Source organism: Corynebacterium sp. ES2715-CONJ3 (assembly GCF_024814365.1).
GTDB lineage: Bacteria > Actinomycetota > Actinomycetes > Mycobacteriales > Mycobacteriaceae > Corynebacterium.
The window spans coordinates 390,422-416,438 of the sequence record NZ_JANUXS010000001.1 but is presented as its reverse complement, the minus strand read 5'-3'; the positions used below and the strand labels follow the sequence as shown (position 1 = coordinate 416,438).

Genomic DNA, 26,017 nt, shown 5'->3' with positions numbered 1-26,017 from the left:
ACCTAAGCCTGAGGATTTTGGTTGCCTACGGAGCCCTGCCCTGGATTTGTTACGTGCCCTTGATGGGGAAAAGGAGCCTGCAAGGGATTCGGGTTATCGCCCTGCTGAGGGTACTGCGTAGGGTTGGGATGAGTAGCTGGCCCCTGGTTGGCATAGGGAGCCTGGTTGGGGTTAAGCGCTGGCCCTTGATTAATAGGTGACGCGCTGATGGGAGAGGGCGTTACTGGCTGCTGGGCGATCGCTTGCTGGTCACTAACTGCCTTATCATCGTTACTCATTTCTTTGACCTCCGACTTGAAGATACGCATGGAGCGTCCCAGTGAACGGGCAGCATCGGGTAGTCTACGAGCACCGAAAAGGAGAATGAAAACGAGGAGAATCAGGATGATCTCGAGGGGGCCTAAATTTGGCATAGGGGTCCTTTCTGAAGGTCCAACAGATCAGGAAAATCTGCTCAACGTTATGGTAGAGCGCTGGCTAAGAGAAATCTCTCAATCGTCAGATGTCTCATTACGTCCTAATCATACGCACCTTTGAGCTCTCTGGCTCGTTTTCTCACAGTGTCGGCGATTTCTGCAGGTTCGACGACTCTCATACGGTCAGTATTGCCGAGGGCGAAATTAACCAGCCATGTTCTGGATACAAGTGGCAGGGTAATCCACAGGTGGTGATCTTCATCTAATAGAGCCTGGCTGTGGGGTATGGTATCGGCTAACCAACTGGCATGGGGATATATGACGATGGTGGCATGTTCGGTGACCGCATGGAAGTCAAAGGGGTCGTTGCTATCGAATTCGAGCTCTTCAAGATGGCTCTCCGCGGACTCGTTCTCCAGCGTCAAGTCAGTTATGCAATCGATGCGAAAAGTGCGATGGTCTACGGCATCATGATCGTAGGCGTGAAGATAGACTAGACCGTCTTTGCTAAATAAGCGTACCGGCGAGGCGTACCGTTTACTGAGTGCATCCTTGGCGCGTGAGTAATAAGAGAATGCTATCCTTTGGGATTTTTGTAACGAGGTAGCTATCAATGCCAATTTCTCACCGTGTTCGTCACGGGTTTGTTCTCGACCGAGATGATCGGAACTATTAACCTGTAAACCAGTGGCTAGGAGCAGTGACCTGATCTTCTCGATCGCTGACTCCACGGCTTCTTTTTCCACCAAGCCAGGAGCCGATAGCAGTGACTCCAAACCGAGAATGAGGGCATTGGCCTCCGTTCGATTGAGCCGTAGCGGGAAATCCATGCCCTGGCTATCAAGGATTTTCACCGAGTGAAACTCGGATCTCAAATCGACCAATTGATCAGGAGTAATGCCAGGACCACAACAATACAAGCGGTTTAAATCCTTCTTCAACGTCCCGGGGTCGGTTCCTAGGTCAGCGGCAGCTTCCATAATTGAACGCCCCGGATGCTTTTGAAAATAGGGCAAAAGATTCAGCATCCGCACCAGATCGAGATAATGGGTGTTCATTTACCTCTCCCCTAGAGCCATATCAACGAGCTCGCGGATCTCCGCGATCAGGGAGTCGGGTGATTCCACTCGCACAGATGGGCCGTGGATCATGGCTTGACGCTTCAACCAATCGGCGTCAACGTCGCGAAAGACATACCGATTATCGCCGAGCGGCTGGGCCAGTGATCGAAGATCGTTCGCTACACCAGGGGTGATGAAGAGCTCAGCCGTGATAAATGTGGTGCCGCTTCCGAGTTGTCCGATGAGAAGATCAAGAAAATTGGTCCCTGCTGCAGGCGCATTAAAGTCCCCGTATGCGCTTGATTCTTGGGGGTCTACGATTGAGATATCTGATAGCCGCCTCAGCCGGAAACAGCGCGGTGCCGCGCGATCGATATCATAACCAATGAGATACAGCCTGTCTTTATAAGTGAGAAGCGCCCATGGGTCTATCCACCGTTCATAAAAGTCACTGGCCTGATCACGCTGATAATAGAATCGCAGGCGCTTTCGCTGCGCGATAGCTTCGTCGATAAGATCGAGGTTTTGAGAACTGAGTAGTGAAAGATCGTTGATGGGGGTGAATAACGGTTTCTCGTTGAGCGAACTTGGCACCCCGCTAGCCGCCAGCTTGGTCCACCCGGACCGGGAAAATGTAGCAAGTTCTCCGCAACTGTCCATCTTGCCTACGAGACTTAAAACCCGAGCCTCTTCTTCGGTGAATTCGATCGGTGGAAGCTGATAGTCATCGGAGTTAAGGCACCACACACTAATACCCTCGATATTGACGTTCTCGAGAGGGACCCCCAACGAAATGAGGGTGTCGATATCACGGGTAAAAAGGCGTCGTGCTGCGGATACCGTCCGGATGGGCGTCTTAGCGTCTTTTGCGTAGCCATAGACGTCACGGTAAATGTCTTCGAATGTGAGATAACGGCGCCCTGAATGTGCTGCTTCGAGCAAAGCAAAAGTAAGATTCGTGATTCGGGCTAATTTCACTTCGGTGGGAGTTGCCACAACGAATCATTCCCTGCCTTCTCGTTTCATGATCTCAATAAGTTCATCAACGCGTGTGTCGTGGGGGCTAAACGGGCACCCGAGTTCTACGCTGTGCGGTTCCGACCCATTGACCTTCAGACGCATCCAGTCCGCGGAGAATTCTACCCCATGATCCCGGGCAGCTTGGATAAATCGGCCCCGTAAGTGGGCTCGGGTGGTGTGCGGTGGATGTACTTGGGCGATATCTACCAGTCTGGGATCAATCCACCGATGAATGAGTCCTTTTGATTCCATGATTCGATGCAGACCGCGCTCATTCCTTATGTCGTGGTAGGTCAGTTCCACCTGCTTGAGCTTAGGGTGGGAGAAATCCGTACTAGATAGTCCGAGGCGGCGTTGGTAGCGCCTCAGCAGTTGAAGTTTGATGATCCAATCAATATCGTGCTCAACGAGGGAATAATCTGTAGATTCGATGGCCTCTAATACGAGGCGCCACAAGTGACACACCTTAACTAGCTCGGAGTTGGGAGTTGAATTATTGTCGTCGCGGTGTTCCAGCCATTTCTGTGCGGCTTCAAGGTAGCGCCACTGAATATCTAATGCACTCATTGATGGGCCCTTTTCGCACGGGACCACCGCTCGGCCGGTGCAATCACGCGATATCTCTCGAATGACGGAGATATCCTTTTCGCTGGCCAGCCGCGGAAACTCGATTCCCGCTTCCAGCATCTCCAATACTAGAGTTGTGGAACCTACTTTGAGGGCGAGAGAGGGTTCGGCCATATTTGAATCCCCCACGATCACATGTAGCCGACGATAGTGATGGGAATCGGCATGGGGCTCATCGCGGGTATTGATGATCGGGCGCGAGCGTGTTGTGGCACTAGAGACTCCCTCCCATACATGATCGGCGCGCTGAGAGAGCTGGAATGAACCTTCTTGGATACTCCCGGCGCCGCATATAAGTTGCCTGGTAATTAAGAAAGGCAAGAAGGATCGACCAAGGTGGCGTAACACCGTCTCTCTGGCAACCAGATAATTCTCATGGCAGCCATAAGAATTTCCAAAGGAGTCTAGATTATTTTTGAAAAGATAGATCCGGTGAGGTCGCCCTTCTTCAGCAAGCGCTCGCTCTGCTTGGCTGGCAAGGGAGTCTACAATCTTATCCCCCGCGCGTTCGTAGCTGATGAGTTGGGAGAGACTATCGCACTCGGCGGTGGCCACCTCTGGGTGAGAGCCGACATCTAGATAGAGCCGAGAACCGTTGGGAATAAAGACATTGGAACTTTTCCATTGATCCATGACAGGGCGAAAGAGTAGCCGTGCGATCTCGTCGACGTCCAGTCGCGGTTGGCGGACATCTGCAGATACCGAATTTATTCCGTACTCAGTCTCGATGCCGACGATGCGCCTCGAGAACACTTACTCGCCGCCCTTTTGGATATAGGAGCGAACAAACTCTTCGGCATTTGTTTCCAACAAGCCGTCAATTTCATCGAGGAGATCATCCACCCCCTGATGATCTACCTGGATCTGGCTTGCTAAGATATCGCCCAACTCCCCCTCGTTTTCACCCTCGGGAGATCCTGATTGCATACGATGCTTATGAGCCATTTACACGTGTCCTTTCTTTAGAAACGGAAACCGATTAAATAAGTCTGAATCTCCGGCTAGATTGCTGATTTCATCGCGGGTATATCCCTGTGGATCCAGCATTGCGAATTTACTGCCAGCGCTCGTCACGGAATCCCAATTAGCAGCATCTACGCATGTGTGGGATATGAGGTTGCCACGGAGGTAAGCGCGGGTATCGGCAGGCGGGATATCTGCGCAGGTGGCAATATCTTCCGCGGAGACGAGGGTGAGCATTCGATGCGATCTCACTAAGGCATGATAAAGGCTGCGCTCGGGGGAAATATCGCAATACTGTAAGTCCAATAATTTGATTTTAGGATCATCAATGTCTAAACCTCGGCTGAGATAGGCAGAGATCAGTGACCATTTAGCGCACCAGTCGAGTCGGTCTGCGCAGCCTTTATACCCCTCGTCCTCGAGGATATCCATGGTTTCCATCCACAAAGGGTAAACATACTCATCCGGTTGAATTCTTGAGGCATAGATCCGCAATATGTCGAGAGCAGTCAGTGAAGAACCATCTGCCATCTGCAATGTCTGAGATAGAGATAGATCTCGTGAAACAAGGCGAATCTGTTGTACTGGATCGGCGAGGCGTAGATCGGAAAAATCTACTCCGTTCTCAATCGCATCGAGGATGAGACTGGTCATCCCTAATTTCAGAACAGTTGCGGTTTGTGACATATTTGCGTCGCCAACAATGATATGAAGCCTGCCAAAACGATTGGAATCAGCATGAGGTTCATCGCGTGTATTGATAATTCCGCGGTTGAGAGTGGTTTCTAGCGAAATTTCCTGTTCGATATAGTCAGCGCGTTGGCTTATTTGAAAGCCCGGTTGTTCGCCTAGGGAACCGATACCGACGCGGCCGGCGCCTGTTAAAACTTGGCGACAAACGAAATAGGGAATGAGAGATGACGCTATATCGTCGAAGTCTGTATCGCGTCGGTAGAGATAGTTTTCGTGACTGCCATAGCTCGCACCCTTTCCGTCGACATTATTTTTGTAGATTCTTAAGGGAGGGCAGGGGTCATGGTGCTCGAGAATCGAGTGACCCGCCTGGGTTAAATGGGCAATATGGTCGACAGCACGCTGGAGGATGATATCGCCCGCCTGGTCGTAGATCATTGCATCGCGGGCATTGGTCGTTTCGGGGCTGGAATATTCCGGGTGGGCGTGGTCGACATAGAATCGACCTCCATTCGGGAGCATGACATTCGCTACACCGAGCGCCCGAGGATCCACGACGGGAATATGATGAAAGCGTTTTAGGTCAAAACCGCGACGATCTCTAAGTGGATACTCAGATATATAGTCCCATCGAGTGCTTAAGGCCTGGTGTTCTAATTGCCCGAAGGCAACGACAGCGTGTGTTGAGGTAATGATGGGGCTTAGCTGCGGCTGATCAGGGCTGGAGATGCCATACTCGGTTTCGGTACCTAGGATGCGTGACATCAAAGTGATCCCCCGATCACACGAGCTTCTTGCACCTCAAGACCGTGGCGCCCTAGGATTCGTGACCACTCGTGGGGATGCGACGTATTGGGCATATCCTCACTTTCCATATTTTCGGCATCGATTGCGCGCCTGAGATGCTCGCTGGTAATTCCGGAGGCGCTGTCAGTTTGAAGTTGATCTTTTATGGCGTATTTTTTTGCCCGATCCACGATATTTGCAATCATCGCACCGGAGGCGAAATCGCGGTAGTGGAGGACCTCAACTGTGCCACTTCGAAGGACTAACTCCACAAAGGGGTGGTCGGCAAACATATATTCCACAGCATTATCGATCAATACAGAAATGTCCTCAGCGTGAGGAATATCTCCACCAAGATGTTTGGCAAAGATATCGCGAGATTTAGCAGCATCGGGACGACCCACGCGAATTTTAATATCTAAGCGTCCTGGCCTCAGAATAGCTGGGTCGATCAGCTCTTCCCTATTCGTGGCTCCGATGACAATAACGTTCTTCAATTTTTCCACGCCGTCGAGCTCTGTGAGCAACTGTGGAACTACCGTCGTTTCCATATCCGAGGATACTCCAGACCCTCGGGTGCGGAAGATGGACTCCATTTCGTCAAAAAAGACTATAACGGGGCGTCCTTCGCTGGCTAGGTCTCGGGCCCGCTCGAAGATCAGTCGGATGCGGCGTTCCGTTTCACCAACGTACTTATTTAGTAATTCAGGTCCCTTAACGTTGATGAAATAGCTTGATGGTCGAGATCCATCTGGATCGGATCTTCGCTGAGTGCGCTCGGCTAGAGAATGCGCCACCGCCTTAGCGATGAGGGTTTTCCCACAGCCAGGCGGGCCATAGAGCAAAACACCTTTGGGTGGAGTGAGATTATAGCGCCGGTAAAGCTCGGGCTCAAGGAAAGGCAGCTCTACAGCATCGTGAATCTGCTCAATTTGCTCAGCCAAGCCCCCCACATCCTCATAGGTGATATGAGGGACTTCCTCCAGAGCTAGCCGCGATACTTCAGTTTTAGGAATAACTTCAAAGGCGTAGCCGGATCTTTCATCGACAAGCAACGTATCGCCCGGACGAGCTTCGCGCTTTAACTGCTCCTTAATATCATGAGCGATCCTTAGAATCTTCTCTTCACCAGTCTGGGTGGCCACGAGGACGCGTGCGGAATCCACAACCTCTAACAGAGTCCCCAGCGCGCCTGTGTGCTGAAAATGACAAACCTCGACAACTTGGTTGCCTTCCCCCAGTCGCACTAGTTTACCCGGAAGGAGGTCTCGCGGATCTACCAAAGGCGATATCGCGACACGCATCCGTCGATTGCTAGTAAATACCTCTGCGTAACCTTCTCGTGGAGATTGTTCGAGGTAAACGCCGTAAGTGGACGGTGGTGCCGCCATTTCTTCCAGCTGTCCGTGAAGTTCCTCAAGCTTATGCCGGGAAGCTTTAAGAAGATCCGCCATCTTCGCTGCACGCGCCTGGAGTTCGCGGTTTTCTCGCTGCAGTTTAAGCATTGTGGTGGAGGATTGCATGCCGCTCAGCTTACTCGGTAGTGCACCCTAAGTCAGATTTAGCGCGCACGGTGAGATGACAGTATCGACGATCACGGAGGAAGCCGACTGCCGGCGCGAGCTACTTCCGAGCTTTACGTTGTGGACGTGGCGGGGTCACCCCATCAGCGAGGCGTCGTGCGAAGACGAGGAATGCGGTGTGAGCATTCATCCGGTGCTCTGGTCTCGTAGCCAAACCTTCTACACGCCAATCTCGAACAAGCGATTCCCATGCTCTCGGTTCGGTAAAGCACTGCCGCTCCCGAATACCCTCCATTACCTTCATGAGCTGGGGGACCGTTGCTACATAGGCCATTATTACGCCGCCCGGAAGGAGTAATTCCTGAGCCTTTTCCAAGCACTCCCACGGCGCAAGCATGTCCAAGATGATTCGATCCACTGGACCGTTGAGCTCTTCGAGCGAGATTTCTTTAAAGTCACCGAGTCGTGGATGCCACGTGGCGGGTCGTGTACCGAAATACTGGTCGACATTCGATTCCGCGAACTCGAGGTGGTCCTCCCTAATTTCATAGGAGAAGACTTCGCCCTTCTCTCCGACGGCGCGCAGTAGAGCCATGGACAAGGCACCAGAGCCGGCACCTGCTTCGAGCACGCGCGCGCCGGGAAAGATATCCCCTTCGACTAAAATCTGCGCGGAGTCCTTAGGGTAGATGACTGCCGCACCACGGGGCATAGACAAAACATGATCAACGAGCAGGTGCCGGAAACAAAGGTATTCATAGCCTTGCTCTGATTTGACCACGGTGCCCTCGTGAGAGCCGATGATATCGTCGTGGGCGATTGCGCCTTTATGGGTGAATAGTTTCCCACCAGTTTCAAGGACGACTGTCAGATGCCGTCGTTTTGGGTCAGTGAGCTGGACGCGATCGCCTACTTGAAAAGGACCTGAATATGCCATGAGGATTTAGGCTACCAGATAGCTGTGCAGGGCTCGCTGGAGCCCCGCGAGATCTTCGCGATGGCACAGCTCGCGGGCCGAATGCATACTCAGCAGCGGAATGCCTACGTCGACCGTCGGGATTCCCAGTCGGGTTGCAGAAATTGGGCCAATGGTTGAACCGCACGGTACCGCGTTATGGCCCACGAATACTTGAGAGTTGACCCCTGCACGCTCACAGGCTGTAATCCACATAGCGGACGTCTCAGTAGTGGACGCATATCGTTGATTGGCGTTGACTTTGAGAACGGGGCCACTGCCCAGTATCGGGAAGTTGGTTGTATCGTGCTTATCCGCGTAGTTGGGGTGCAGAGAGTGAGCCGCGTCTGCGGAAACGCAATGCGAGCGGGCATATATTCTCTTGATGGCATCGTAGTTTGCCCCGAGGGATACCGCGGTACGTTCGAGGACATCTCCAAGAAGCGGCCCAGCAGCACCTGTGATGGATTGGGATCCCACCTCCTCATGGTCGAAACAAGCGAGCACTAATACATCGCTCTTATTCGATGCTCCACCCGCTGATACCGCCTCGATGAGAGCTTTGATTCCGGGGAATACTGAGGAGAGATTGTCAAGACGCCCTGCTGCTAGAAATTCCTCATTCAAACCAAAATACTCACCCCGCTGGGCATCGCAGGTTATCAGATCATGGGAGATGATATCGTCGGCGGCTACACCTGCTGATTGGGCGAGAATATCTGTGATGCTCGTGTCTTCATACCCCACTGCGTAGATGGGCTGGGTGTGCTGTTGCCTGTCGATTTTCAATGCCTCATTGCTCGTGCGATCTAAGTGGATGGCGAGCAGCGGGATACGAAAGAGTGCTGGGGTATCCACGAGCACTGTGGATCCGTTCTTCAACCCTAGACTTCCAGCTAGTCTCAACTCACGGTCGAACCATGACGGAATGATGGGTCCACCGTAGACTTCCACCGCTGCTTGATTAAAGCCGTGGCGATGGAGGTCACCGTGGAATTTCAGTTTGAAACCAGGCGAATCGGTATGGGCGCCGATAATTCTGAAGCCGCTGTGATCTGAGGCCCCCTCTGGTATGAACCAGGCAACAAGTGCTCCCCCGCGGATGAGATAGTGTCCACCTGGAGTGCTGTCCCACGGTTCTGTTTCCTCTTGACGGACAAAACCTGCGGCAGCTAACAACTGGGCACCGAGATGTGCTGCGTGAAAGGAACTAGGTGCTGCGTGGATAAAATCTTTGATATCGTCCATAGCCTCTAGTCTAGAACAGCGAATGAGCGTGGTTTAAGATGGGAGGTCATGAAGCTAGCTCTCTCCCCCTCGCGACTGTCGGATTTTAAACAGTGCCCTTTGCTCTACCGGTACCGGGCCATAGATAAGATCCCAGAGAAGAAGACTAGGGCTCAAATTAAGGGCACTGTGGTGCATCAATGTTTAGAAGATCTTTTTAGCCTCGACCACTCGGCTCGCACCCTCGATTCTTTAACGCGACGCATTCCCGAAGTGTTCGAGCACATGGCAGCTAAAGATCCCGAGATTCGCAATCTCGTTTCCACTCCAGAGGAGAAACGAGAATTTTTCAATGAGGCGTGGGTCTTGCTGCGCCGCTATTTTGTGGTAGAAAATCCTCGGGGTTTTGATCCTCTGTCGTGTGAGAAATATATTAACGGCACCTTACCCAATGGGGTGCCTATACGAGGTTTTATTGATCGCGTGGATCGAGCTCCAACGGGGGAATTACGCATTGTGGATTATAAGACGGGCAAAAAACCTCCTGAGCGCTTTAGCCAGCAAGCTATGGATCAGATGCGGTTTTATGCTCTTGCCTGGTGGCGTTTGAATAACCGCGTTCCCACCATGCTCCGACTGATTTATTTAAGCACCGATGATCCATTTCTCGACCTCATACCCGACCGTGAGGATCTCGAGAGGTTCGAGCACTCTCTCGATATCGTGTGGGAAAAAATTCAGATGAGAATTGCGGCTCAAGATTTTGAGGCCACCCCATCTCAGTTATGCCCATGGTGCAGTTATCATGCGTTGTGCCCGCAACAGCAAGGACATAAGCTACCCTTTCCCACCATGAAATAGGTCCCAATCAACTAAAAAATTGGGACTTATTTCAACTGACTTAGAATAGTCCGTTAATCAAGTCTCCTTCCACGGTGATCTGTTCTGCTGCGGGTTTTTTCGGCAGGCCTGGCATTGTCATCACATCTCCTGTGAGTGCAACGATGAAACCGGCGCCTATGCGTGGCAATAGTTGTCTAATGTGGATAACGTGGCCTTGGGCTGCTCCAAGAGCATTGGGATCCTCGCTGAATGAGTATTGAGTTTTGGAGATACAGACGGGCAGGGTGTCCCATCCGTGAGCCTGTAAATATTTCAGGTCCTTGAGTGCGCGAGCAGACCACTGCACCTCCTTGGCTCGATAGATCTCTGTGGCGATGCGATTGATTGATTCCTCCAAGCCCTGTGCGGGATCGTAGAGCGGATGCGAGGAGGTGTCGTGGAGATTGTCCAATACATATTGAGCGAGTTCAGCGGCACCTTGACCACCCTGTGCCCACACATCCACAGCGTGCAAGGCCACGTTATAATTCGTAGCCCAAGCCTTCATCCACGCAATTTCGGAATCAGTATCTGTACTAAAGAGATTCAAGGCCACCACGGGCTCAACCCCGAATTTCCTCAGGTTTTCAGTATGCTGCTCGAGGTTGACGATCCCGCTCTCGAGGGCCGAAAGGTCTTCGTGAGTCAGGTTCTGGCGTGTCATGCCTCCATTGAATTTCAACGAACGGATAGTGGCCACTATTACGCAGCCAGCAATATCAAGATGCCCGATTCGAGCCTTGATATCGAAGAATTTCTCGGCGCCCAGATCTGCGCCGAAGCCAGCTTCAGTGAGCACATAATCAGCATGCTCGAGTGCAGTTTGTGTGGCGATGAGTGAATTGCACCCATGTGCGATATTGGCGAAAGGCCCGCCATGGACAAATGCAGGTGTCCCACCGAGGGTTTGAACCAAGTTGGGATGCAAGGCATCTTTTAGTAGGGCCATCATAGCACCAGTGGCTGATAGGTCAGCAGCGGTAACTGGGCGTCCGTCGAAAGTCTGGGCCACGACGATATTGGCCAACCGTTCCCCAAGATCGTTGATCCCGGTAGCTAAGCACAAGATGGCCATAATCTCGCTCGCTGCGGTAATAGTGAATCCCGTTTCAGTGGGGACACCGTGAGCTGGTCCCCCAAGACCTGTGACGACATGGCGAAGGCTCCGGTCGTTGACATCGAGGCAACGTTGCCATGAGATTTTTCTCGGGTCAATTCCCAAGGCATTCCCTTGGTGGATATGGTTGTCGATGATTGCGGCGAGGGTATTGTTGGCGGCTGTAATCGCGTGGAAATCCCCTGTGAGGTGCAAATTAATATCTTCCATGGGAACAATCTGGCTGTGTCCGCCGCCTGCGGCTCCGCCTTTAATCCCGAAAACAGGCCCGAGGGAGGGTTCGCGTATAGCCACAAGTGTGGAGTGACCCTGAGCCGCAATAGCATCGGCTAGTCCAATAAGGACGGTGGATTTACCCTCGCCTGCTGGTGTGGGTGACATCCCAGTCACCAAAATGAGTGCGCCTTTTTGTGAGCGGTTCGGTGCGATCGTCGTATCGATCTTGGCTTTATTGCGCCCATAAGGGAGCACCGCTGCGGGAGGTATACCAGCCCGCTCGGCAATAGTGTCAATATTGACAAGCGGGTGGGATTGAGCGATTTCTACATCGGACAGCATGGGGCTAAGGCTCCTCGGTATATGTGGGTAGATGCTAAACAGTTCAGGTTTAAATCTATCCGATGAAGTTCAAGAATATGCGCCCATATCCATACTTTTCCAGTCCCGCAGGCTAGGGAGACTTAGACCTCATTTAGTTATCAAGGTAGAGGCGTCCCCTAAATACTGGATGCATGAGGTTTTCTTTAGAGAGCACCTGATTGAGGGTCTCCTCGTCCATCAGACCTTTTTCTAAGACGAGTTCACGAACCGATTTCCCCGTCGCAGCCGCTTCCTTACCGATGAGGTCGCCATTGTGGTGGCCAATAAAAGGATTGAGGTAGGTGATAATGCCTATGGACTGCTCTACGTAGCGTTGGCATACCTCTTTATTAGCGGTGATTCCGCTCACGCACTTTTCACGCAGGGTTCGAGATGCATTTCTCAAAATGTCCATAGACTCGAATAGTGCTTGGCCAATGGCGGGCTCCATCACATTGAGTTGCAATTGCCCCGCCTCCGCCGCCATGAGGACGGTGATGTCGTTGCCGAATACTTTGAAGCACACTTGGTTAACAACCTCGGGGATAACGGGGTTGACCTTCGCCGGCATAATCGATGATCCTGCTTGACGTTCGGGCAGGTTGATCTCGTTGAGGCCAGCTCTGGGTCCTGAGGAGAGAAGTCTGAGGTCGTTGCAAATTTTCGATAGTTTCATAGCACCGCGCTTGAGAGCCGAATGGACGAGCACATACGCGCCGGTATCACTAGTAGCCTCAATGAGATCGGCAGCTGATTTCACCGGTAGTCCTGTGACTTCAGCAAGGGCTGCGGTCACTTGGTTGCGATACCCGGACGGGGTGTTGAGACCTGTTCCGATAGCTGTGGCCCCTAAATTAACCTCTAGGAGGCGATCGGCAGCGAGCTGCATAATGGCGCGTTCTTCACTCAGGTTCTGGGAGAAGGCTTTAAATTCATCGCCGAGGGTCATCGGTACCGCGTCTTGCAGCTGGGTGCGCCCCATTTTTAAGATATCGACAAATTCGTGCGATTTGACGTCAAATGCTGCCTGTAGGTGGTCAAATTCCTTGATCAAACGCATCATGGAGGCATAAAGGCCCAAACGGAAACCTGTGGGGTACGCATCGTTTGTTGATTGCGACATATTTACATCATCGTTGGGATTGATGACATCATAGGCTCCCTTGGGCTCACCTAAGTGCTCGAGGGCTAGATTGGCGACAACCTCGTTGGTATTCATATTCAGCGACGTTCCCGCTCCACCTTGGAATACGTCGATGGGGAATTGGTCCATGCAGCGGCCATGCTCCAAAATCTGATCACATGCCCACACGATTGCCTCTGCTTTGTTGGCGGGTAGTGTGTGTAGGCGTCGATTGGCTAGTGCTGTCGCTTTCTTTACCTGCACCATGCCCCGAATAAAGTCTGGGATCTGGTTGATGGTTGTTCCCGAAATCTGGAAATTTTCGATGGCTCGCTGTGTATGGATTCCGTAGTATTTGGAATTATCAATGTGCATTTCACCGAGGAGGTCTACCTCAGTGCGCATATCGGAGTTATGGGGCTGAGTTGGGTTGTGGCGAGCCATAGTCGGTGGAAGTCTCCTTAAAATTGTATTATTACACAGTAAGAAGGTGCTGAGACGGTGGAGCGCGAAATCCTAGGATTTCGCTGGGCGCGCCACTTTTAACCTAGGCGAAACCTAGCTCTGAAAGGTTTCGCACCAAGGCTACGTTACCTCGACGGCACCACCACTCACCATACACCGATACAGGGGGTTTGTGAGCCTAAAAGTACAGATCGGCTCTGTGTAGTGACCGCTCAATGGGGGTAGGTGAGCGCTCTGTACCCAGGTACGCTACTGACTTATGGAATTAAACCATTCTTCGAGCCGATTAAAGGTGATATCAGCATAGGAATTAATGCCGATCTCATGAACCTCAGGTGGGCGCTGAGCTTGTGAGCCAGGAGCGGCGACGACCACGCACCCGGCACGAGTTGCAGCGGTCATGCCAGTGTAGGAATCTTCAAAGACGAGACATTCTCGAGTGGATACCCGGAGTCTTTCCGACGATGAACGGTAGATAAGGGGATGTGGTTTTCCTGTGTGAACCTCGTCTCCGCACAAGGAGCCTGCAAAATAGTGAGCTCCGAGAGTGTCGATGACGGGCTCAGCTAATTCTCTGGAGGTATTAGTGACTATAAAATTAGGGATTCCTCGCTGCTGAATATCGCCCAAAAGCTCGATAACACCAGCAAAGATTTCAGTCTGCGGTAGCAATTCTTGCATCCGCTTCACCATAAAACGTTCAAAATGCTCGTAAGCAGGCTTATCTAAGGAAATACCGGCGTGTTCCGCGGCAATTTGAAGGGTATTAGCAAATGATCCCCCCACCGTCTGAGCCCGTAATTCAGGGGTGAGTCGTCGCCCCATCTCTTCACTGAGTTCGTAGGTAGCAATCTCCCACAGAGGTTCTGAGTTCACTAAAGTTCCGTCCATATCCCACAGGACGGCACGAAGTTTTGCAGCCATCTATTTGAGTGTCCTTCCTAACGGAAAAATTGCGCAATATTCTCGAATAACCCTACTTGATGACCGCCGCCGAAGAATACCAGCGCAAAGATGATAGAGAAGAACCTCCGGATAAGGCTTCGTACAATACTAATTATTGCAACTAGCACCACTACTCCAATAATGAGTGGAAAGGCCACTTCTGGGCTGAGGAGATAATCGAGGGACATATCTATCACTTCTTTCTCATGGGTGCTTATATAGCTTCCGGCACTCCTAGGATTCTAAGACAGAAAAGCCCTCGGTCATAAGCGGGTGTTCGTGGCTGATATTTACTCTTGATAGTCCTCCCCTATGCTCGTGCGCGAGCCAGTCAGGGCGGATAGGAGTTAAAAAGCGTGTGCACGATGCTGAAACGATCGTGCAAGTCCAGTAGCCACGATGCCTATACACTCGCCGCGAGCTGTGTGGTCACCGACTATTATTCCGTCCATCTTCTACACTCGAGCCCCTCGGTCAGCGAATAATCCTCGGATCGCCGGAAAATCGCGATCATGGTCTAGCCAAGCAGTGAGGCGTCGCGGTAGGAAACGGTATCAGTGTGGGAACAGTACTCCGCTTCCGTTAATCTCGGCAGCTCCGTTACCCGTGCTTCAGCTACTCCTTTGAGAGCCCACAACTCGGCGATAAGGTCCTCGAGTTCCGCTGCTTCTTCGGGCTCGATAATGGCATCAGCGTTACGGTAGTTGAACTCTAAAATTCGCCGATGCCAGTTGGAAGTCGTATCTACAATAAACTCGTCCGATTCCACCAAGGAGGGATCGTCAATCCGGGCGCACTCTCGGACCAGGGCGTACAGGAGGTTTTCCAGCTCAGCTAACTGCTCGCTATCATATGGTGGATCCCAGAATTCTTTTTCCGATGCTCGAAGATAAGAGCCAGTCGAAAATGTGCGCAGATCAGCGATAAAATTCTCCACCTTTTTATCAAAATATTCGATAAACGTACCCGTCATAGCTTTATTCCCAATAGTGCATCAACCCCCACCTGAACGAGCTGGCCCGCCTCGCTCAGCGTTTGACGGCTGGGGGGTTGCCCCACTACCGAATGAGCCCAACGATCGATCGCTGACAAAGCACCAGGGGTATCGAGATCATCTGCCAGTCTCGTACGCACAAACTGGATAAGATCTTCGGCGTGAGCACGGTTGCTCTCGCGGCTAATAGCGCTGCGCCATAGCGCGAGTCGATCTTCGGCTGCAGCGAGTAAATCTTGAGAGAAATCCCGCGACGCGCGATACGACGCCGAAAAGACACTGAGACGGATGGCGGCTGGATCGTGTCCCGCTCGAGTGAGATGGGATACGAATACTAGATTGCCAAGTGATTTGGACATCTTGACTCCATCGAGGGAGATCATGCCGGTGTGGACATAATGTCCGGCCATACGCGGGCTATCGCAGGCCGCTTCCACGTGAGCCGCTGAGAACTCATGGTGGGGGAAGATGAGGTCTGATCCACCTCCTTGGATAGCGAAATGGTTACCCAAACGATGAGCAGCAATAGCCGCGCACTCGATATGCCACCCCGGGCGACCCGGCCCAAACGGAGAATCCCATGAGGGTTCCCCCTCGCGGTGAGCTCGCCAAATTAGGGCATCGAGAGGATCTTTCTTAAATTCCCGCTGTGGGTCTCCCCCGCGCTCAGCGAAGAGTTCTTCCATAAGTGCCCGAGAATAATTTGACTCGTAGCCAAAGTTCTTTGTTGCCGTAACAGAGGCATATATATCGGGATAGTCGGGATCGTCGACAATATAGGCAGCACCAGTCTCGAGCAGTCGCGATACGAGCGTGATAACCTCATCGACCGATTCCATAGCCCCGATATAATCCTGTGGCGGTATAACCCTCAGGTTAGTCATATCAGAACGGAAGAGATCAATCTGGCTGGTACCCAACGCCTGCCAGTCGAGGCCGTCTCGTTGGGCGCGTTCAAAGAGGGGATCGTCGACGTCGGTGATATTTTGCACGTAATGGACCTGCGCACCTTGATCGATGAGAACTCTGTGGATGAGGTCAAAAGTCAGATATGTCGCGGCGTGACCCAAGTGCGTGGAATCGTACGGAGTAATTCCACACACATAAATCCCAGCCTTGCCTTGATGAACTTCAACTGGTTTGACTACCCTATCGGCGGTGTCGTACAAGCTTAACGCGATGGGTTCGCCAGGGAGGTGGGGAATGTCGGGCCGTGACCAAGAAAACATAGGCGCTAGTTTACCGAAAAATCACCGTTGCGCCGATTCGCTAACACCGGCCCCTACCGAGCCGCTGCTACGGGATTAGGAGTCCGGCTGCGAGCAGCGCTATCGTGGCCAGCCCCACCGGGATGCGGTAAGCCGCGAACCAACTAAAGGAGTGCTGGGAAACAAAGCGTAAAAGCCACGCGATAGTAGCGTAACCGACTCCAAAGGCGATAAGGGAGCCGACAATGAGCTGAACGCCAGAGGCAGCCTGGCCCGTCTGTGGGGCGAAAGCATCGGGTAGCGAGAATAAGCCCGAAGCTAAGACCGCAGGTATAGCGAGCAGAAAGCTAAACCGGGCTGCGACTTCGCGCTCCAGTCCAAGAAAAAGACCAGCAGAGATCGTCCCTCCTGATCGAGAGACCCCAGGGATAAGCGCAAGACATTGAGCGAGACCCATAACAATAGCGTCAGTCATAGTGAGATCTTCGTAGCGGCGCTTTTTCCTCCCCCACCGTTCTGCTGCGATAAAGACAAAGGAGAAAAGGATCAAGACGGTGGCGGTGATCCACAGATTGCGGAGATTGCCCCGTATATAGTCCTTAGCTAGGAATCCGATGACGCCCACCGGTATGGTGCCCGCAATGACCATCCAGCCCATCGTGTAATGGAAACCACGCTGGGAGGGTCGAACCAGTCCTACGATCCAGTGCCTTATAATCGTGTAGATATCTCGGGCAAAATAGACTAATACAGCCGCTTCAGTACCCAGCTGCACAACGGCAGTAAACGAGGCCCCCGCATCTTCACCAAAGAAGAGCGAACTGACGATCCTTAAATGACCAGAGGAACTGACAGGTAAAAATTCTGTCAGCCCTTGCACGAGGGAGAGGACCACGACCTGAACCCACGACATAGCCGTCGGATCCGTGGCGGATGCCAGAATGTGGGCACCTTCGGTAATTGCAGCAGTATCAGTCACAGATGTATACCGTACTCGTTTCTCGGCGAACGTTCATGCATCAGGCCAGAAAGTACACAGCAACCCAACCTTCGGGGTGGACAGACACTGATCGGTGCTAACATTCTCCTTGTGAAATATAAAGCTCTCGGGACAATTCTTGCCCTAACTCTTACCGCCTGTAATCCCCCTTCGGTTGAAGAAAAACTCCCGGTACGTATGGGAAGTGCTTTCCCCGAACCGAGGGTGTCGGGCACGGTGCCCCATGGAGACGTTATTGATCTTGACCCCAAATATCACAATGTTGAAGATATGGAACGGGTGGGCGATATCCTGGCGCTGCGTTCGAAAGACAAGCTAGCGGTGGGTACGGTTGCTGATTTCCGATCCGGTCAAGCGGCTGTCCTTGAGGTGGATCCCAAATGTGGCGATATGACCGCTGCAGCTCCGGATTTTCTGATCGCTTGTCCTGATGGGGTCAATGCTATTGACGCGAAGAACCCGAAACTGCTGGTGATTCAAACAACGCCGAAGCCTGTGACAGCAGTAGCACGCACTAGCGACGGGACCCTTTTTGTGGGTAATGCTGATAGCGAGGAAATTCTAGCCTATAAAGAGGGTAACGAGCACTCTATTACCATGGAGGGCCCAGTTGACCAGCTCATAGCCGTAGCTCGCGACGCCGGCCCCGACTCCGTTTACCGCACCAATAGGGTCAATACGACCATTCAAAATATTTACCCCGACTCCCTCAAGGCTGGAGCCGTTCTGCGGGTGGGCCTAGGTGTGGGTGAAATTTCTGCCGGTAGCAATGGTATGGCTTTGGCAGCAGATGCTATAGGACATCAGTTCGGCGTCTATCTGGCCGATGATGTGATCCGGCTGCATCAAACCACACCCACGCATGGGCAATCTCCTTGGGACCTGGCATGGGATAAGAATACCGAGAGCGTGTGGGTGGCAACGACGGCTGATTCCAGCATTAGTGGGTATACAATCTCAAGCGGAGTTGGACAAGAGATTGTCCAGTATTCAGGAGTCTCCGATATTCACAATATCGAGATCCTCGACAACGGCGATATTGTAGCGGCCTCCGCATCAGGTGCTGGCCTGCAGATTATTTCCCGTGCACAACAGTGACAATAAGTATCTACGGTTAGGATGAGGTCATGAGCTATAGAACTCCGCCCCAGAGGATTGCCCTCTATCAAAAAACACTCACGCTGATGTTTAAGCTCTCTCCGGAGCTCATCCACGGCATTATCTCACGAGGTGTTAGCCTCGTGCAGAATATCCCTCCCCTACGCTGGATCTTAGCCAAGATGGTGCGAGTGAACGATCCCATTTTGGCGCAAGAGGTTTTCGGAACTGTCTTTCCCCTGCCCCTCGGTTTAGCTGCCGGCTTCGATAAGGATGGGCTCGCACCCGATGCCTGGGAGGCCTTGGGTTTTGGGTTCTCGGAACTGGGCACCGTGACAGCCTCACCGCAGCCAGGAAATCCGCAACCGCGACTCTTTAGACTTCCTAAAGATCACGCGATATTGAATCGAATGGGCTTCAATAATACGGGCGCCACGGAAGTGGCCAAAAATCTCCGCAGGCGCTCCGCTGCAAGTATTATTGGAATCAATATTGGTAAGACCAAGGTTGTCGAACCCGAAGAAGCAGCGGATGATTATCGGCGTTCCGCATCCCTGCTCGGGGATCTCGCGGACTATGTCGTGGTCAATGTATCATCCCCTAACACCCCAGGACTACGCGATTTGCAAGCGGTAGATTCGCTGCGACCTATCCTTAGTGCGGTTAAGGCTGCAACTTCGACTCCAGTTCTGGTAAAAATCGCACCCGATCTTAACGATGCGGATATTGATGCCATTGCGGATCTTGCCTCTGAGCTTGATCTTGATGGCATCGTAGCTACCAATACCACGATCTCGAGGGAGGGCTTATCGACTGATGCGTCGATAGTCGAGGATATGGGCGCTGGAGGAATATCCGGCCCCCCGGTAGCCGCCCGATCTCTCGACGTCCTGCGACACCTGCATCAAAAGGTAGGCGATGAGATGGTATTGATTGGTGTTGGCGGCATTGAAAGTGCTCAGCAGGCGTGGGAACGGATTGCCGCAGGCGCAACCCTCATTCAGGGCTACACCGGTCTCATTTATGGGGGCCCCGATTGGATTCGTGAAATCCACCGCGGATTGGCCGAACAGCTGCGAGCCCATAACCTCGCTTCATTATCCGAAGCGGTGGGTTCGGGTCTTCCTTGGACACTTGACTAGAACGAAAGAAATAACTCCCTGCATCGATGATATATCGATGCAGGGAGTTATGCTCAATACGTCCTCATGCTAAGCCTTTCGCCTAATATACAGGCCGCATATGAGGGCAAGTACTGCATAGGAGGGAATCCAGAACTGCTCCCACACTATGAGCGGAGTGGATGGAAATAAGCGGCCCGAGATAATAAGTAGTAGCGCCCCAACCAGAGCAATGAGCTGTGTAAAGTGCGGGCGTTGCTTGATGTGGGTGGTCGCATAGCCCCCTACTAATCCAGCGGCTACAACAGTGTTGATAAATCTGAAAGTGACGGCAAAAGGCGCCATCCACCCATGCTGGCTGATCTCCATCACTGTGAAGATCAGCAACACCACCGCAATTGCAATAAAGGCACCACCCACGCGAAGAGCCGCGGAGACTGGCGGTGCCCCCTTACTCATTCTCGTACCAACCCCAATAAATGGCACGCCCGAGGGAATGGAAGTAGACGTGGAATCCCAGCACAGCCGCGGTGGCGGTGGGTTCAATCTCCAAGGAATCAACGTCGAGAGCGTGCACCGCATAGAGATAGCGGTGGGGCCCGTGACCTGACGGAGGATTAGCGCCATAGTGAGATCGCAAGCCAGAATCTCCAGCGAGTGTGACCACGCCAGGATGAGTGGTGAGAACCCCACCTGCGGACCCGGCACCAGCTGGTATCTCGGTTACGCTCGCTGGAATATTAAAGACAGCCCAGTGCCAGTAGCCAGATGCAGTAGGGGCATCGGGATCAAAGCATGTAATCGCTAGTGACTTGGTGCCCTCTGGGAGCTGAGACCAGCGCAGATGTGGGCTTACGCTGCCGGGAGCCACCACGTGAGAGGGGAGCCGGTCTCCGTTCGCAAAATCCTCGGACACGAGTGGAAAACTGGGGAGATTCTTGAGCGGCGCATAAGGGTCAGGTCCTGGAAAACGTGGATCGTGTGCATATGAAGTCATACCTTCATCCTAACTACGCTCGCTCTCGAGCGCCGAGGAATATCAGTGTTGCATCAAAGATAGCGTGAAAGTGCAAGAATAAAACCATGAATTCTCATGCCAAGGCAATCGCATCGCTTTCACTGCGCGCCAAAGTTATGCTGCTCGTGCGCGAATTATTTGCTCCGGATATTCCAGATCATGCTTCTGCACAAATGAAATGGGAACGGCGGGTGGAGGGGCCTATGTTCGTGGCCTCGCTGGCATTTTTACTCCTCTATGCATGGAATGCCCTAGGCGATAACGAGGCCTTCCTTAACCAGGCGGCTGCGGTGGGAATGTGGGCCATTTGGGGGGCGTTTCTCATTGATTATCTCGTGCGTCTATACCTCGCTGAGAATAGGGCAGCGTGGATGGTTGGTCACTGGTGGGAGACCGCAATGATCGTGTTGCCTATGTTCCGCCCGTTACGTGCTCTTAGGGTATTGCCCACCCTGGTTTTGTTGCAACGCTACTCGGCTGCAAACGCGCGGGTGACCGTGGCTCTCTATACGTCAGTAGCGTCCTTACTTATCATTATTGTTGCAGCTATTTCCCTCTACGAGGCGGAAGTAACGACTCCCGGCACGGCAGTGCACAGCTTCGGCGATGCCCTGTGGTGGGCCTTGACCACCGTGACCACTGTAGGATACGGGGATATCTCACCGATCAGTAGCCAGGGTCGTATTGTGGCCGCCCTCCTCATGCTCACCGGAATTGCTGTTGCTGGTGTCGTCACAGCAATGGTGTCGGCGTGGCTGGTCGAACAGGTGCAAAACGATGCGGTGAGAGAAGGGGAAATAAGTGAAGCTCAGCGTCACGATGAACTTATGGAAACTCTGCAGGTTATGAACTCTGAGATCCAACGCCTGAGCGCAGAGCTGGCTCAACTAAGACGTGGTAAAGATGAGCCATAGATTCCACTTTTTAGCCCATAGCCAGCGGATTTGTTAATGATTGAGCTCTCTAATATAGTTTAGTGAGTGCCCAGCCGCGAGGCTGAAAACGATACCCATTGCCCGGGTGGCGGAATGGCAGACGCGCTAGCTTGAGGTGCTAGTGTCCTACTAACGGACGTGGGGGTTCAAGTCCCCCCTCGGGCACACTGTGTTGAGACAGTAAAAGAGTCCCAGAATTATTTCTGGGACTTTTTATATTTCTTTACCCCTCACCCACTCTCGCACTATGAGACAGTGCGCAAAAAGTGCTCGGCTTAAAATCCCGAGCACTTTGATATTTCGACAATTAATGTTCGTGAGGATCGTTATCCGCATCATCCTTGGTAGGATGCACGGTACCCTTCTTATGCTCAGGGGCAGCGTAGATTGAATAGACCTTCAAAGGTTCTTCACCCGCATTGACCACATTGTGGTACTTACCGGCAGGAACAAAAATAGCCCAATCGTCTTCAATAATTTCGTCAATTTCTAAAGCTTCGGCGCTCTCACCAATCATCACGCGACCCTTGCCAGCCTCGATCCTTAAGAATTGATCGTGGTCGTCGTGCACTTCGGCGCCGATCTCTCCCCCAGCGGGTATGGTCATGACCGTCATTTGAAGGAATTGGCCAGTCCAGACTGTGTCCCGAAAATGAGGATTGCTGAGAGTTTTCTCTTCGATATTGAGGATATAGGGATGTGGGCCGTAATCAGCCATTATTTCTCACCTTTCTCTTAATTATCGCGAACGGTTACCATTATAGCCTTTAGGCCATAAACTCTCAGGGAACCTGAGTATCGAAGGCGTTCAGGATCTTCTCTGCCGCTAGGGTAGGCGTAATCTGTGCCTCACGCAGTTGGGATTCTACGAGGGCACTAACCTGTTTGACCGACGGATGTGAATTAAGGCGCTGTAACAGAGTCTCATGCACCATCGACCACATCCACTGAACCTGTTGATTTCGACGGTTTTTCTCGAAGAGGCCCGACTCGAGCATCTGCTCGTGATGCTCCATAACATAGTCCCAGAACTTATCTGTACCTTCATGCTCAATAGCCGACATTGTTAAGGTGGGCGGATGCCACTCGGCGTTCTCAGGACGCACCATATGTAGTGCGGCTGCCAGTTCCCTAGCAGCTCGCTTGGCATTTTTAAGATTGGATCCATCGGCCTTGTTAATTGCCACGAGATCCGCCATCTCTAGAACACCTTTTTTGATGCCCTGCAGTTGATCTCCTGCACCCGCTAAAGCAAGGAAAGTGAAGCAATCAACCATCTGAGAGACAGCTACTTCGGACTGTCCAACTCCCACAGTTTCCACGAGTATGACGTCAAATCCAGCAGCTTCAAAAACTACCATGGATTCTCTGGTGGCTTTGGCAACTCCACCAAGAGTTCCGGCAGATGGAGAGGGCCTAATAAACGCATTGTCCTCGCGAGTGAGCTTCGACATACGAGTCTTATCACCCAAAATAGATCCGCGCGTACGTGTGGATGAAGGATCAATGGCGAGCACTGCCACCTTATGACCTTCGCGAATTAGTTTCTGCCCTAGCGATTCGATAAAGGTCGACTTACCGACGCCGGGCACGCCCGTGATACCGACTCTGAGCGCATTACCGGAAAAAGGCAGGAGTTTGACTAACAACTCTTGGGCAAGAACGCGGTGCGCAGGCGCTGTCGATTCAAGTAACGTTATCGCGCGTGAAACCATTGTTCGGTTATTTTCTCTGACTCCCTGGAAAAGCTCATCGACGTCGATGCGACGCCGAGCCCGCACTACGATTTGAGGGGGTACCGCGGTGATCTCCCCCAAATCTGTGCCGGCGGTGGTTAGGAGAGAGCCCAGATGGTGCTCTAAATATTCATTATCGTGGGGCATGTCATCACCCTTCTTGAGGTCCCTCAGGGCTGTAAGAACCCCGAGGACAAGGTATGGAGGCTATTCCTAGGTAAACGTCGTGGCCACCCAATAGACGTTCATCGAGTGGCCACGCGTTTTCTTTCTCAGCAAGGAGAACCTAGGGTTACTAACTTGCTACTTCAGATCTTCGGGTATGTCCAGCTCAAAACCCAGTTGTGCCGATAGCTTGGTGAGCATATCGATAGCCGACTCTGCAATCACTGTTCCTGGAGGATAGATCGCCACGGCGCCATCATCGTAGAGCTCTTGGAAATCCCCTGGCGGAATCACACCACCAACGACGATCATGATGTCGTCGCGGCCCAGCTTAGCCAGCTCATCGCGAAGTGCCGGCACCAATGTCAAGTGACCTGCGGCGAGCGAGGATACGCCCACCACATGCACGTCGGCATCAACAGCAGCTCGGGCTGCCTCGGCTGGGGTCTGGAAAAGGGGTCCGACATCAACATCCATGCCAAGGTCGGCGTAGGCGGAAGCTACAACCTTCTGACCGCGATCATGACCATCCTGGCCCATCTTGGCGAGGTAGATACGTGGACGGCGGCCTTCCTCGGCCTCGAAAGCATCGGCCATAGCGATGGCGCGGGCGACATTATTCACCTGGCCCTCCTTTCCAACCTCATCCTTGTATACGCCTGAGAGTGTGCGGATCTCAGCCTCGTGGCGGCCAAAGACCTTCTCGAGCGCATCCGAGATCTCGCCCACGGTGGCCTTGGCGCGCGCACAGTCCACCGAGAGCTTGAGCAGATTGTGCTCAAGATCGCCGGGTTCCTTATCGGTCTTTGCGGCTGCCTCAGTGAGCGCCTGCAGTGCTCGCTGGCAGGCATCTTCGTCGCGCTCGGCGCGCAACTTCTCCAGCTTAGCCAGCTGCTCTTCGCGTACCCTCGTATTATCCACCTTGAGCACTTCAATCTGCTCGTCCTCGGTGACCACATACTTGTTCACACCAATGAGTGCTTGACGGCCAGAGTCAATGCGGGCCTGCGTCCGAGCTGCAGATTCTTCAATGCGAAGCTTCGGGATGCCTTCGATCGTCGCTTGTGCCATACCGCCAGCTGCCTCAACCTCTTCGATATGCTTGCGAGCACGCTCTACGAGTTGCTCAGTGAGCCATTCGATATAGTAGGAGCCGGCCCATGGGTCTACCGGCCTAACCGTGCCGGATTCCTGCTGCAGCAAGAGCTGCGTATTGCGGGCAATACGTGCAGAGAAGTCGGTGGGCAAAGCGAGTGCCTCATCGAGGGCGTTGGTATGGAGGGACTGAGTGTGTCCCTGAGTTGCTGCCATTGCCTCGATGCACGTGCGTGAGACGTTATTGAACACGTCCTGAGCGGTCAGCGACCAGCCCGAGGTCTGGGAGTGGGTACGCAGAGATTGCGATTTCGGATTCTTATTTTCGAATTTCGCAACCAGTTCGCTCCACAGCAAACGTCCGGCGCGAAGCTTAGCGATTTCCATGAAGGTGTACATCGAAATGCCCCAGAAGAAGGATAAACGAGGGGCAAATTTATCGACATCAAGGCCCACCTCTTTACCAGCGCGGATGTACTCCACACCGTCGGCAAGTGTATAAGCGAGCTCGAGGTCGGCCGTCGCTCCCGCTTCCTGGATATGGTAACCAGAGATCGAAATGGAGTTGAAGCGTGGCATCTTCATCGAGGTGTACTCGAAGATATTGGAGATGATTCGCATTGAGGGCTTCGGTGGGTAAATATAGGTATTACGCACCATGAACTCTTTGAGAATATCGTTTTGGATGGTGCCCGCCAGTTGCTCGGGAGCTACTCCCTGCTCTTCAGCGGCAACGATATAGAGGGCCAAAACTGGCAGCACAGCACCATTCATGGTCATCGAAACGGACACGCTTGACAGATCGATGCCTTGGAAGAGCTCGCGCATATCCAGAATCGAGTCGATGGCCACGCCCGCCATACCGACGTCACCAAGCACTCGTTCGTTATCAGAATCATAACCGCGGTGGGTAGCAAGGTCGAATGCAACCGACAGGCCTTTCTGACCGGCGGCTAGGTTGCGTCGGTAGAAAGCATTTGATTCAGCTGCCGTGGAAAATCCCGCATACTGACGAATCGTCCACGGCTGGTTGGTGTACATGGTGGGATAGGGTCCACGCATAAATGGCGGCATCCCAGGGAAAGAATCGAGCTGCTCGTCGGCGACTGCATCGTTGCGATCGTCGCGGTTGAAGACGCGAGGTACCCCAATGCCCTCAGGGGTTTCCCAAAGCTGGTCTTTCAAGGCGCTCATATCGGCCTGAGTGGAGGTCGGATTTTCAGGCTGTGCTGAAAAATCGGAGAAATTAGGGATCGTGCTCATTG

At 52.7% G+C, this 26,017-nt stretch carries 25 protein-coding genes and 1 tRNA gene; 5 read left to right on the top strand and 21 right to left on the bottom strand.

Translation table 11 applies throughout. The features are described 5' to 3' along the window. Nucleotides 1-2 precede the first annotated feature (2 nt). From tatA to NXT00_RS01865, 9 genes are all read right to left on the bottom strand, one after another. Complete coding sequence (gene tatA / locus NXT00_RS01905) at nt 3-413, bottom strand: Sec-independent protein translocase subunit TatA (protein ID WP_259157801.1); 411 nt, start codon at nt 411-413, stop codon at nt 3-5. A gap of 104 nt (nt 414-517) precedes the next feature. Further along, nucleotides 518-1,474, bottom strand: coding sequence for a YafY family protein (locus NXT00_RS01900; RefSeq protein ID WP_259157800.1), 957 nt, complete (start codon nt 1,472-1,474; stop codon nt 518-520). After that, the gene (locus tag NXT00_RS01895; protein ID WP_259076940.1) at nt 1,475-2,473 is read right to left on the bottom strand and encodes a YafY family protein; all 999 of its coding nucleotides are present in this window, start codon (nt 2,471-2,473) and stop codon (nt 1,475-1,477) included. 6 nt (nt 2,474-2,479) lie between these two features. After that, nucleotides 2,480-3,877, bottom strand: coding sequence for a Pup--protein ligase (gene pafA / locus NXT00_RS01890; protein WP_259157798.1), 1,398 nt, complete (start codon nt 3,875-3,877; stop codon nt 2,480-2,482). Then, nucleotides 3,878-4,069 carry a ubiquitin-like protein Pup gene (locus NXT00_RS01885; RefSeq protein WP_259076938.1) on the bottom strand — a complete coding sequence of 64 codons (192 nt, stop codon included), beginning with the start codon at nt 4,067-4,069 and terminating at the stop codon, nt 3,878-3,880. It lies immediately after the preceding gene. Next, nucleotides 4,070-5,545: a depupylase/deamidase Dop gene (gene dop / locus NXT00_RS01880; RefSeq protein WP_259157797.1), complete on the bottom strand. Its 1,476-nt coding sequence runs from the start codon at nt 5,543-5,545 to the stop codon at nt 4,070-4,072. Then, entirely contained in the window at nt 5,545-7,089 is a 1,545-nt protein-coding gene (gene arc, locus NXT00_RS01875; RefSeq protein ID WP_259157796.1) for a proteasome ATPase, read from the bottom strand. The genes dop and arc overlap by 1 nt, the downstream gene beginning before the upstream one ends. Before the next feature lie 100 nt (nt 7,090-7,189). Next, nucleotides 7,190-8,026, bottom strand: a complete 837-nt coding sequence (locus NXT00_RS01870; RefSeq protein WP_259157795.1) for a tRNA (adenine-N1)-methyltransferase — start codon at nt 8,024-8,026, stop codon at nt 7,190-7,192. A 6-nt stretch (nt 8,027-8,032) separates the two neighbouring features. Continuing rightward, nucleotides 8,033-9,292 carry a M18 family aminopeptidase gene (locus tag NXT00_RS01865; protein WP_259157794.1) on the bottom strand — a complete coding sequence of 420 codons (1,260 nt, stop codon included), beginning with the start codon at nt 9,290-9,292 and terminating at the stop codon, nt 8,033-8,035. A gap of 48 nt (nt 9,293-9,340) precedes the next feature. Here NXT00_RS01865 and NXT00_RS01860 point away from each other — a divergent pair, with 48 nt between their 5' ends. Next, entirely contained in the window at nt 9,341-10,132 is a 792-nt protein-coding gene (locus NXT00_RS01860; RefSeq protein WP_259076932.1) for a PD-(D/E)XK nuclease family protein, read from the top strand. A gap of 40 nt (nt 10,133-10,172) precedes the next feature. Here the strand turns inward: NXT00_RS01860 and NXT00_RS01855 are convergent, their stop codons facing one another. The 7 genes from NXT00_RS01855 to NXT00_RS01825 all read right to left on the bottom strand — a co-directional run bounded on the left by NXT00_RS01855 (nt 10,173) and on the right by NXT00_RS01825 (nt 17,497). Beyond that, the gene (locus NXT00_RS01855; protein WP_259157793.1) at nt 10,173-11,828 is read right to left on the bottom strand and encodes a formate--tetrahydrofolate ligase; all 1,656 of its coding nucleotides are present in this window, start codon (nt 11,826-11,828) and stop codon (nt 10,173-10,175) included. 133 nt (nt 11,829-11,961) lie between these two features. Then, entirely contained in the window at nt 11,962-13,416 is a 1,455-nt protein-coding gene (gene aspA, locus NXT00_RS01850; protein WP_259076930.1) for an aspartate ammonia-lyase, read from the bottom strand. A 270-nt stretch (nt 13,417-13,686) separates the two neighbouring features. Then, complete coding sequence (locus NXT00_RS01845; RefSeq protein ID WP_259157792.1) at nt 13,687-14,361, bottom strand: HAD family phosphatase; 675 nt, start codon at nt 14,359-14,361, stop codon at nt 13,687-13,689. Nucleotides 14,362-14,378: 17 nt separating this feature from the next. Next, nucleotides 14,379-14,570, bottom strand: coding sequence for a hypothetical protein (locus tag NXT00_RS01840; protein WP_259076926.1), 192 nt, complete (start codon nt 14,568-14,570; stop codon nt 14,379-14,381). A 329-nt stretch (nt 14,571-14,899) separates the two neighbouring features. Then, entirely contained in the window at nt 14,900-15,355 is a 456-nt protein-coding gene (locus NXT00_RS01835) for a hypothetical protein (RefSeq protein WP_259157791.1), read from the bottom strand. After that, nucleotides 15,352-16,605, bottom strand: a complete 1,254-nt coding sequence (mshC, locus tag NXT00_RS01830; protein WP_259157790.1) for a cysteine--1-D-myo-inosityl 2-amino-2-deoxy-alpha-D-glucopyranoside ligase — start codon at nt 16,603-16,605, stop codon at nt 15,352-15,354. The genes NXT00_RS01835 and mshC overlap by 4 nt, the downstream gene beginning before the upstream one ends. Before the next feature lie 67 nt (nt 16,606-16,672). Next, entirely contained in the window at nt 16,673-17,497 is an 825-nt protein-coding gene (locus tag NXT00_RS01825) for an undecaprenyl-diphosphate phosphatase (protein WP_259077104.1), read from the bottom strand. Between the two features lie 177 nt (nt 17,498-17,674). Here NXT00_RS01825 and NXT00_RS01820 point away from each other — a divergent pair, with 177 nt between their 5' ends. After that, nucleotides 17,675-18,682 (top strand): hypothetical protein, encoded by a 1,008-nt coding sequence (locus NXT00_RS01820; protein ID WP_259157789.1) that lies wholly within the window; start codon nt 17,675-17,677, stop codon nt 18,680-18,682. Between the two features lie 29 nt (nt 18,683-18,711). Then, complete coding sequence (locus tag NXT00_RS01815; protein WP_259157788.1) at nt 18,712-19,824, top strand: quinone-dependent dihydroorotate dehydrogenase; 1,113 nt, start codon at nt 18,712-18,714, stop codon at nt 19,822-19,824. A gap of 69 nt (nt 19,825-19,893) precedes the next feature. On the opposite strand, the gene NXT00_RS01810 is transcribed toward NXT00_RS01815, so the two are convergent. Together NXT00_RS01810 and NXT00_RS01805 are read right to left on the bottom strand one after the other, a co-directional pair. Then, nucleotides 19,894-20,262, bottom strand: a complete 369-nt coding sequence (locus tag NXT00_RS01810; RefSeq protein ID WP_259076917.1) for a hypothetical protein — start codon at nt 20,260-20,262, stop codon at nt 19,894-19,896. Next, a complete protein-coding gene (locus NXT00_RS01805) occupies nt 20,255-20,800 on the bottom strand; it encodes a YbhB/YbcL family Raf kinase inhibitor-like protein (RefSeq protein ID WP_259076910.1) in 546 nt (181 codons plus the stop codon). Before NXT00_RS01805 ends, NXT00_RS01810 begins: the two co-directional genes overlap by 8 nt. An 86-nt stretch (nt 20,801-20,886) precedes the next feature. Between NXT00_RS01805 and NXT00_RS01800 the strand changes: the two genes are divergently transcribed. Together NXT00_RS01800 and NXT00_RS01795 are read left to right on the top strand one after the other, a co-directional pair. After that, nucleotides 20,887-21,735: a potassium channel family protein gene (locus NXT00_RS01800; RefSeq protein ID WP_259076908.1), complete on the top strand. Its 849-nt coding sequence runs from the start codon at nt 20,887-20,889 to the stop codon at nt 21,733-21,735. Between the two features lie 100 nt (nt 21,736-21,835). Next, nucleotides 21,836-21,921 (top strand) — tRNA-Leu (locus NXT00_RS01795). Nucleotides 21,922-22,063: 142 nt separating this feature from the next. On the opposite strand, the gene NXT00_RS01790 is transcribed toward NXT00_RS01795, so the two are convergent. The 3 genes from NXT00_RS01790 to scpA all read right to left on the bottom strand — a co-directional run bounded on the left by NXT00_RS01790 (nt 22,064) and on the right by scpA (nt 26,015). Beyond that, nucleotides 22,064-22,474, bottom strand: a complete 411-nt coding sequence (locus NXT00_RS01790; protein WP_259076906.1) for a cupin domain-containing protein — start codon at nt 22,472-22,474, stop codon at nt 22,064-22,066. A 64-nt stretch (nt 22,475-22,538) separates the two neighbouring features. Further along, the gene (gene meaB, locus NXT00_RS01785) at nt 22,539-23,639 is read right to left on the bottom strand and encodes a methylmalonyl Co-A mutase-associated GTPase MeaB (protein WP_259076904.1); all 1,101 of its coding nucleotides are present in this window, start codon (nt 23,637-23,639) and stop codon (nt 22,539-22,541) included. 156 nt (nt 23,640-23,795) lie between these two features. After that, nucleotides 23,796-26,015 (bottom strand): methylmalonyl-CoA mutase, encoded by a 2,220-nt coding sequence (gene scpA, locus NXT00_RS01780; RefSeq protein WP_259076903.1) that lies wholly within the window; start codon nt 26,013-26,015, stop codon nt 23,796-23,798. Between the last annotated feature and the right edge of the window lie 2 nt (nt 26,016-26,017).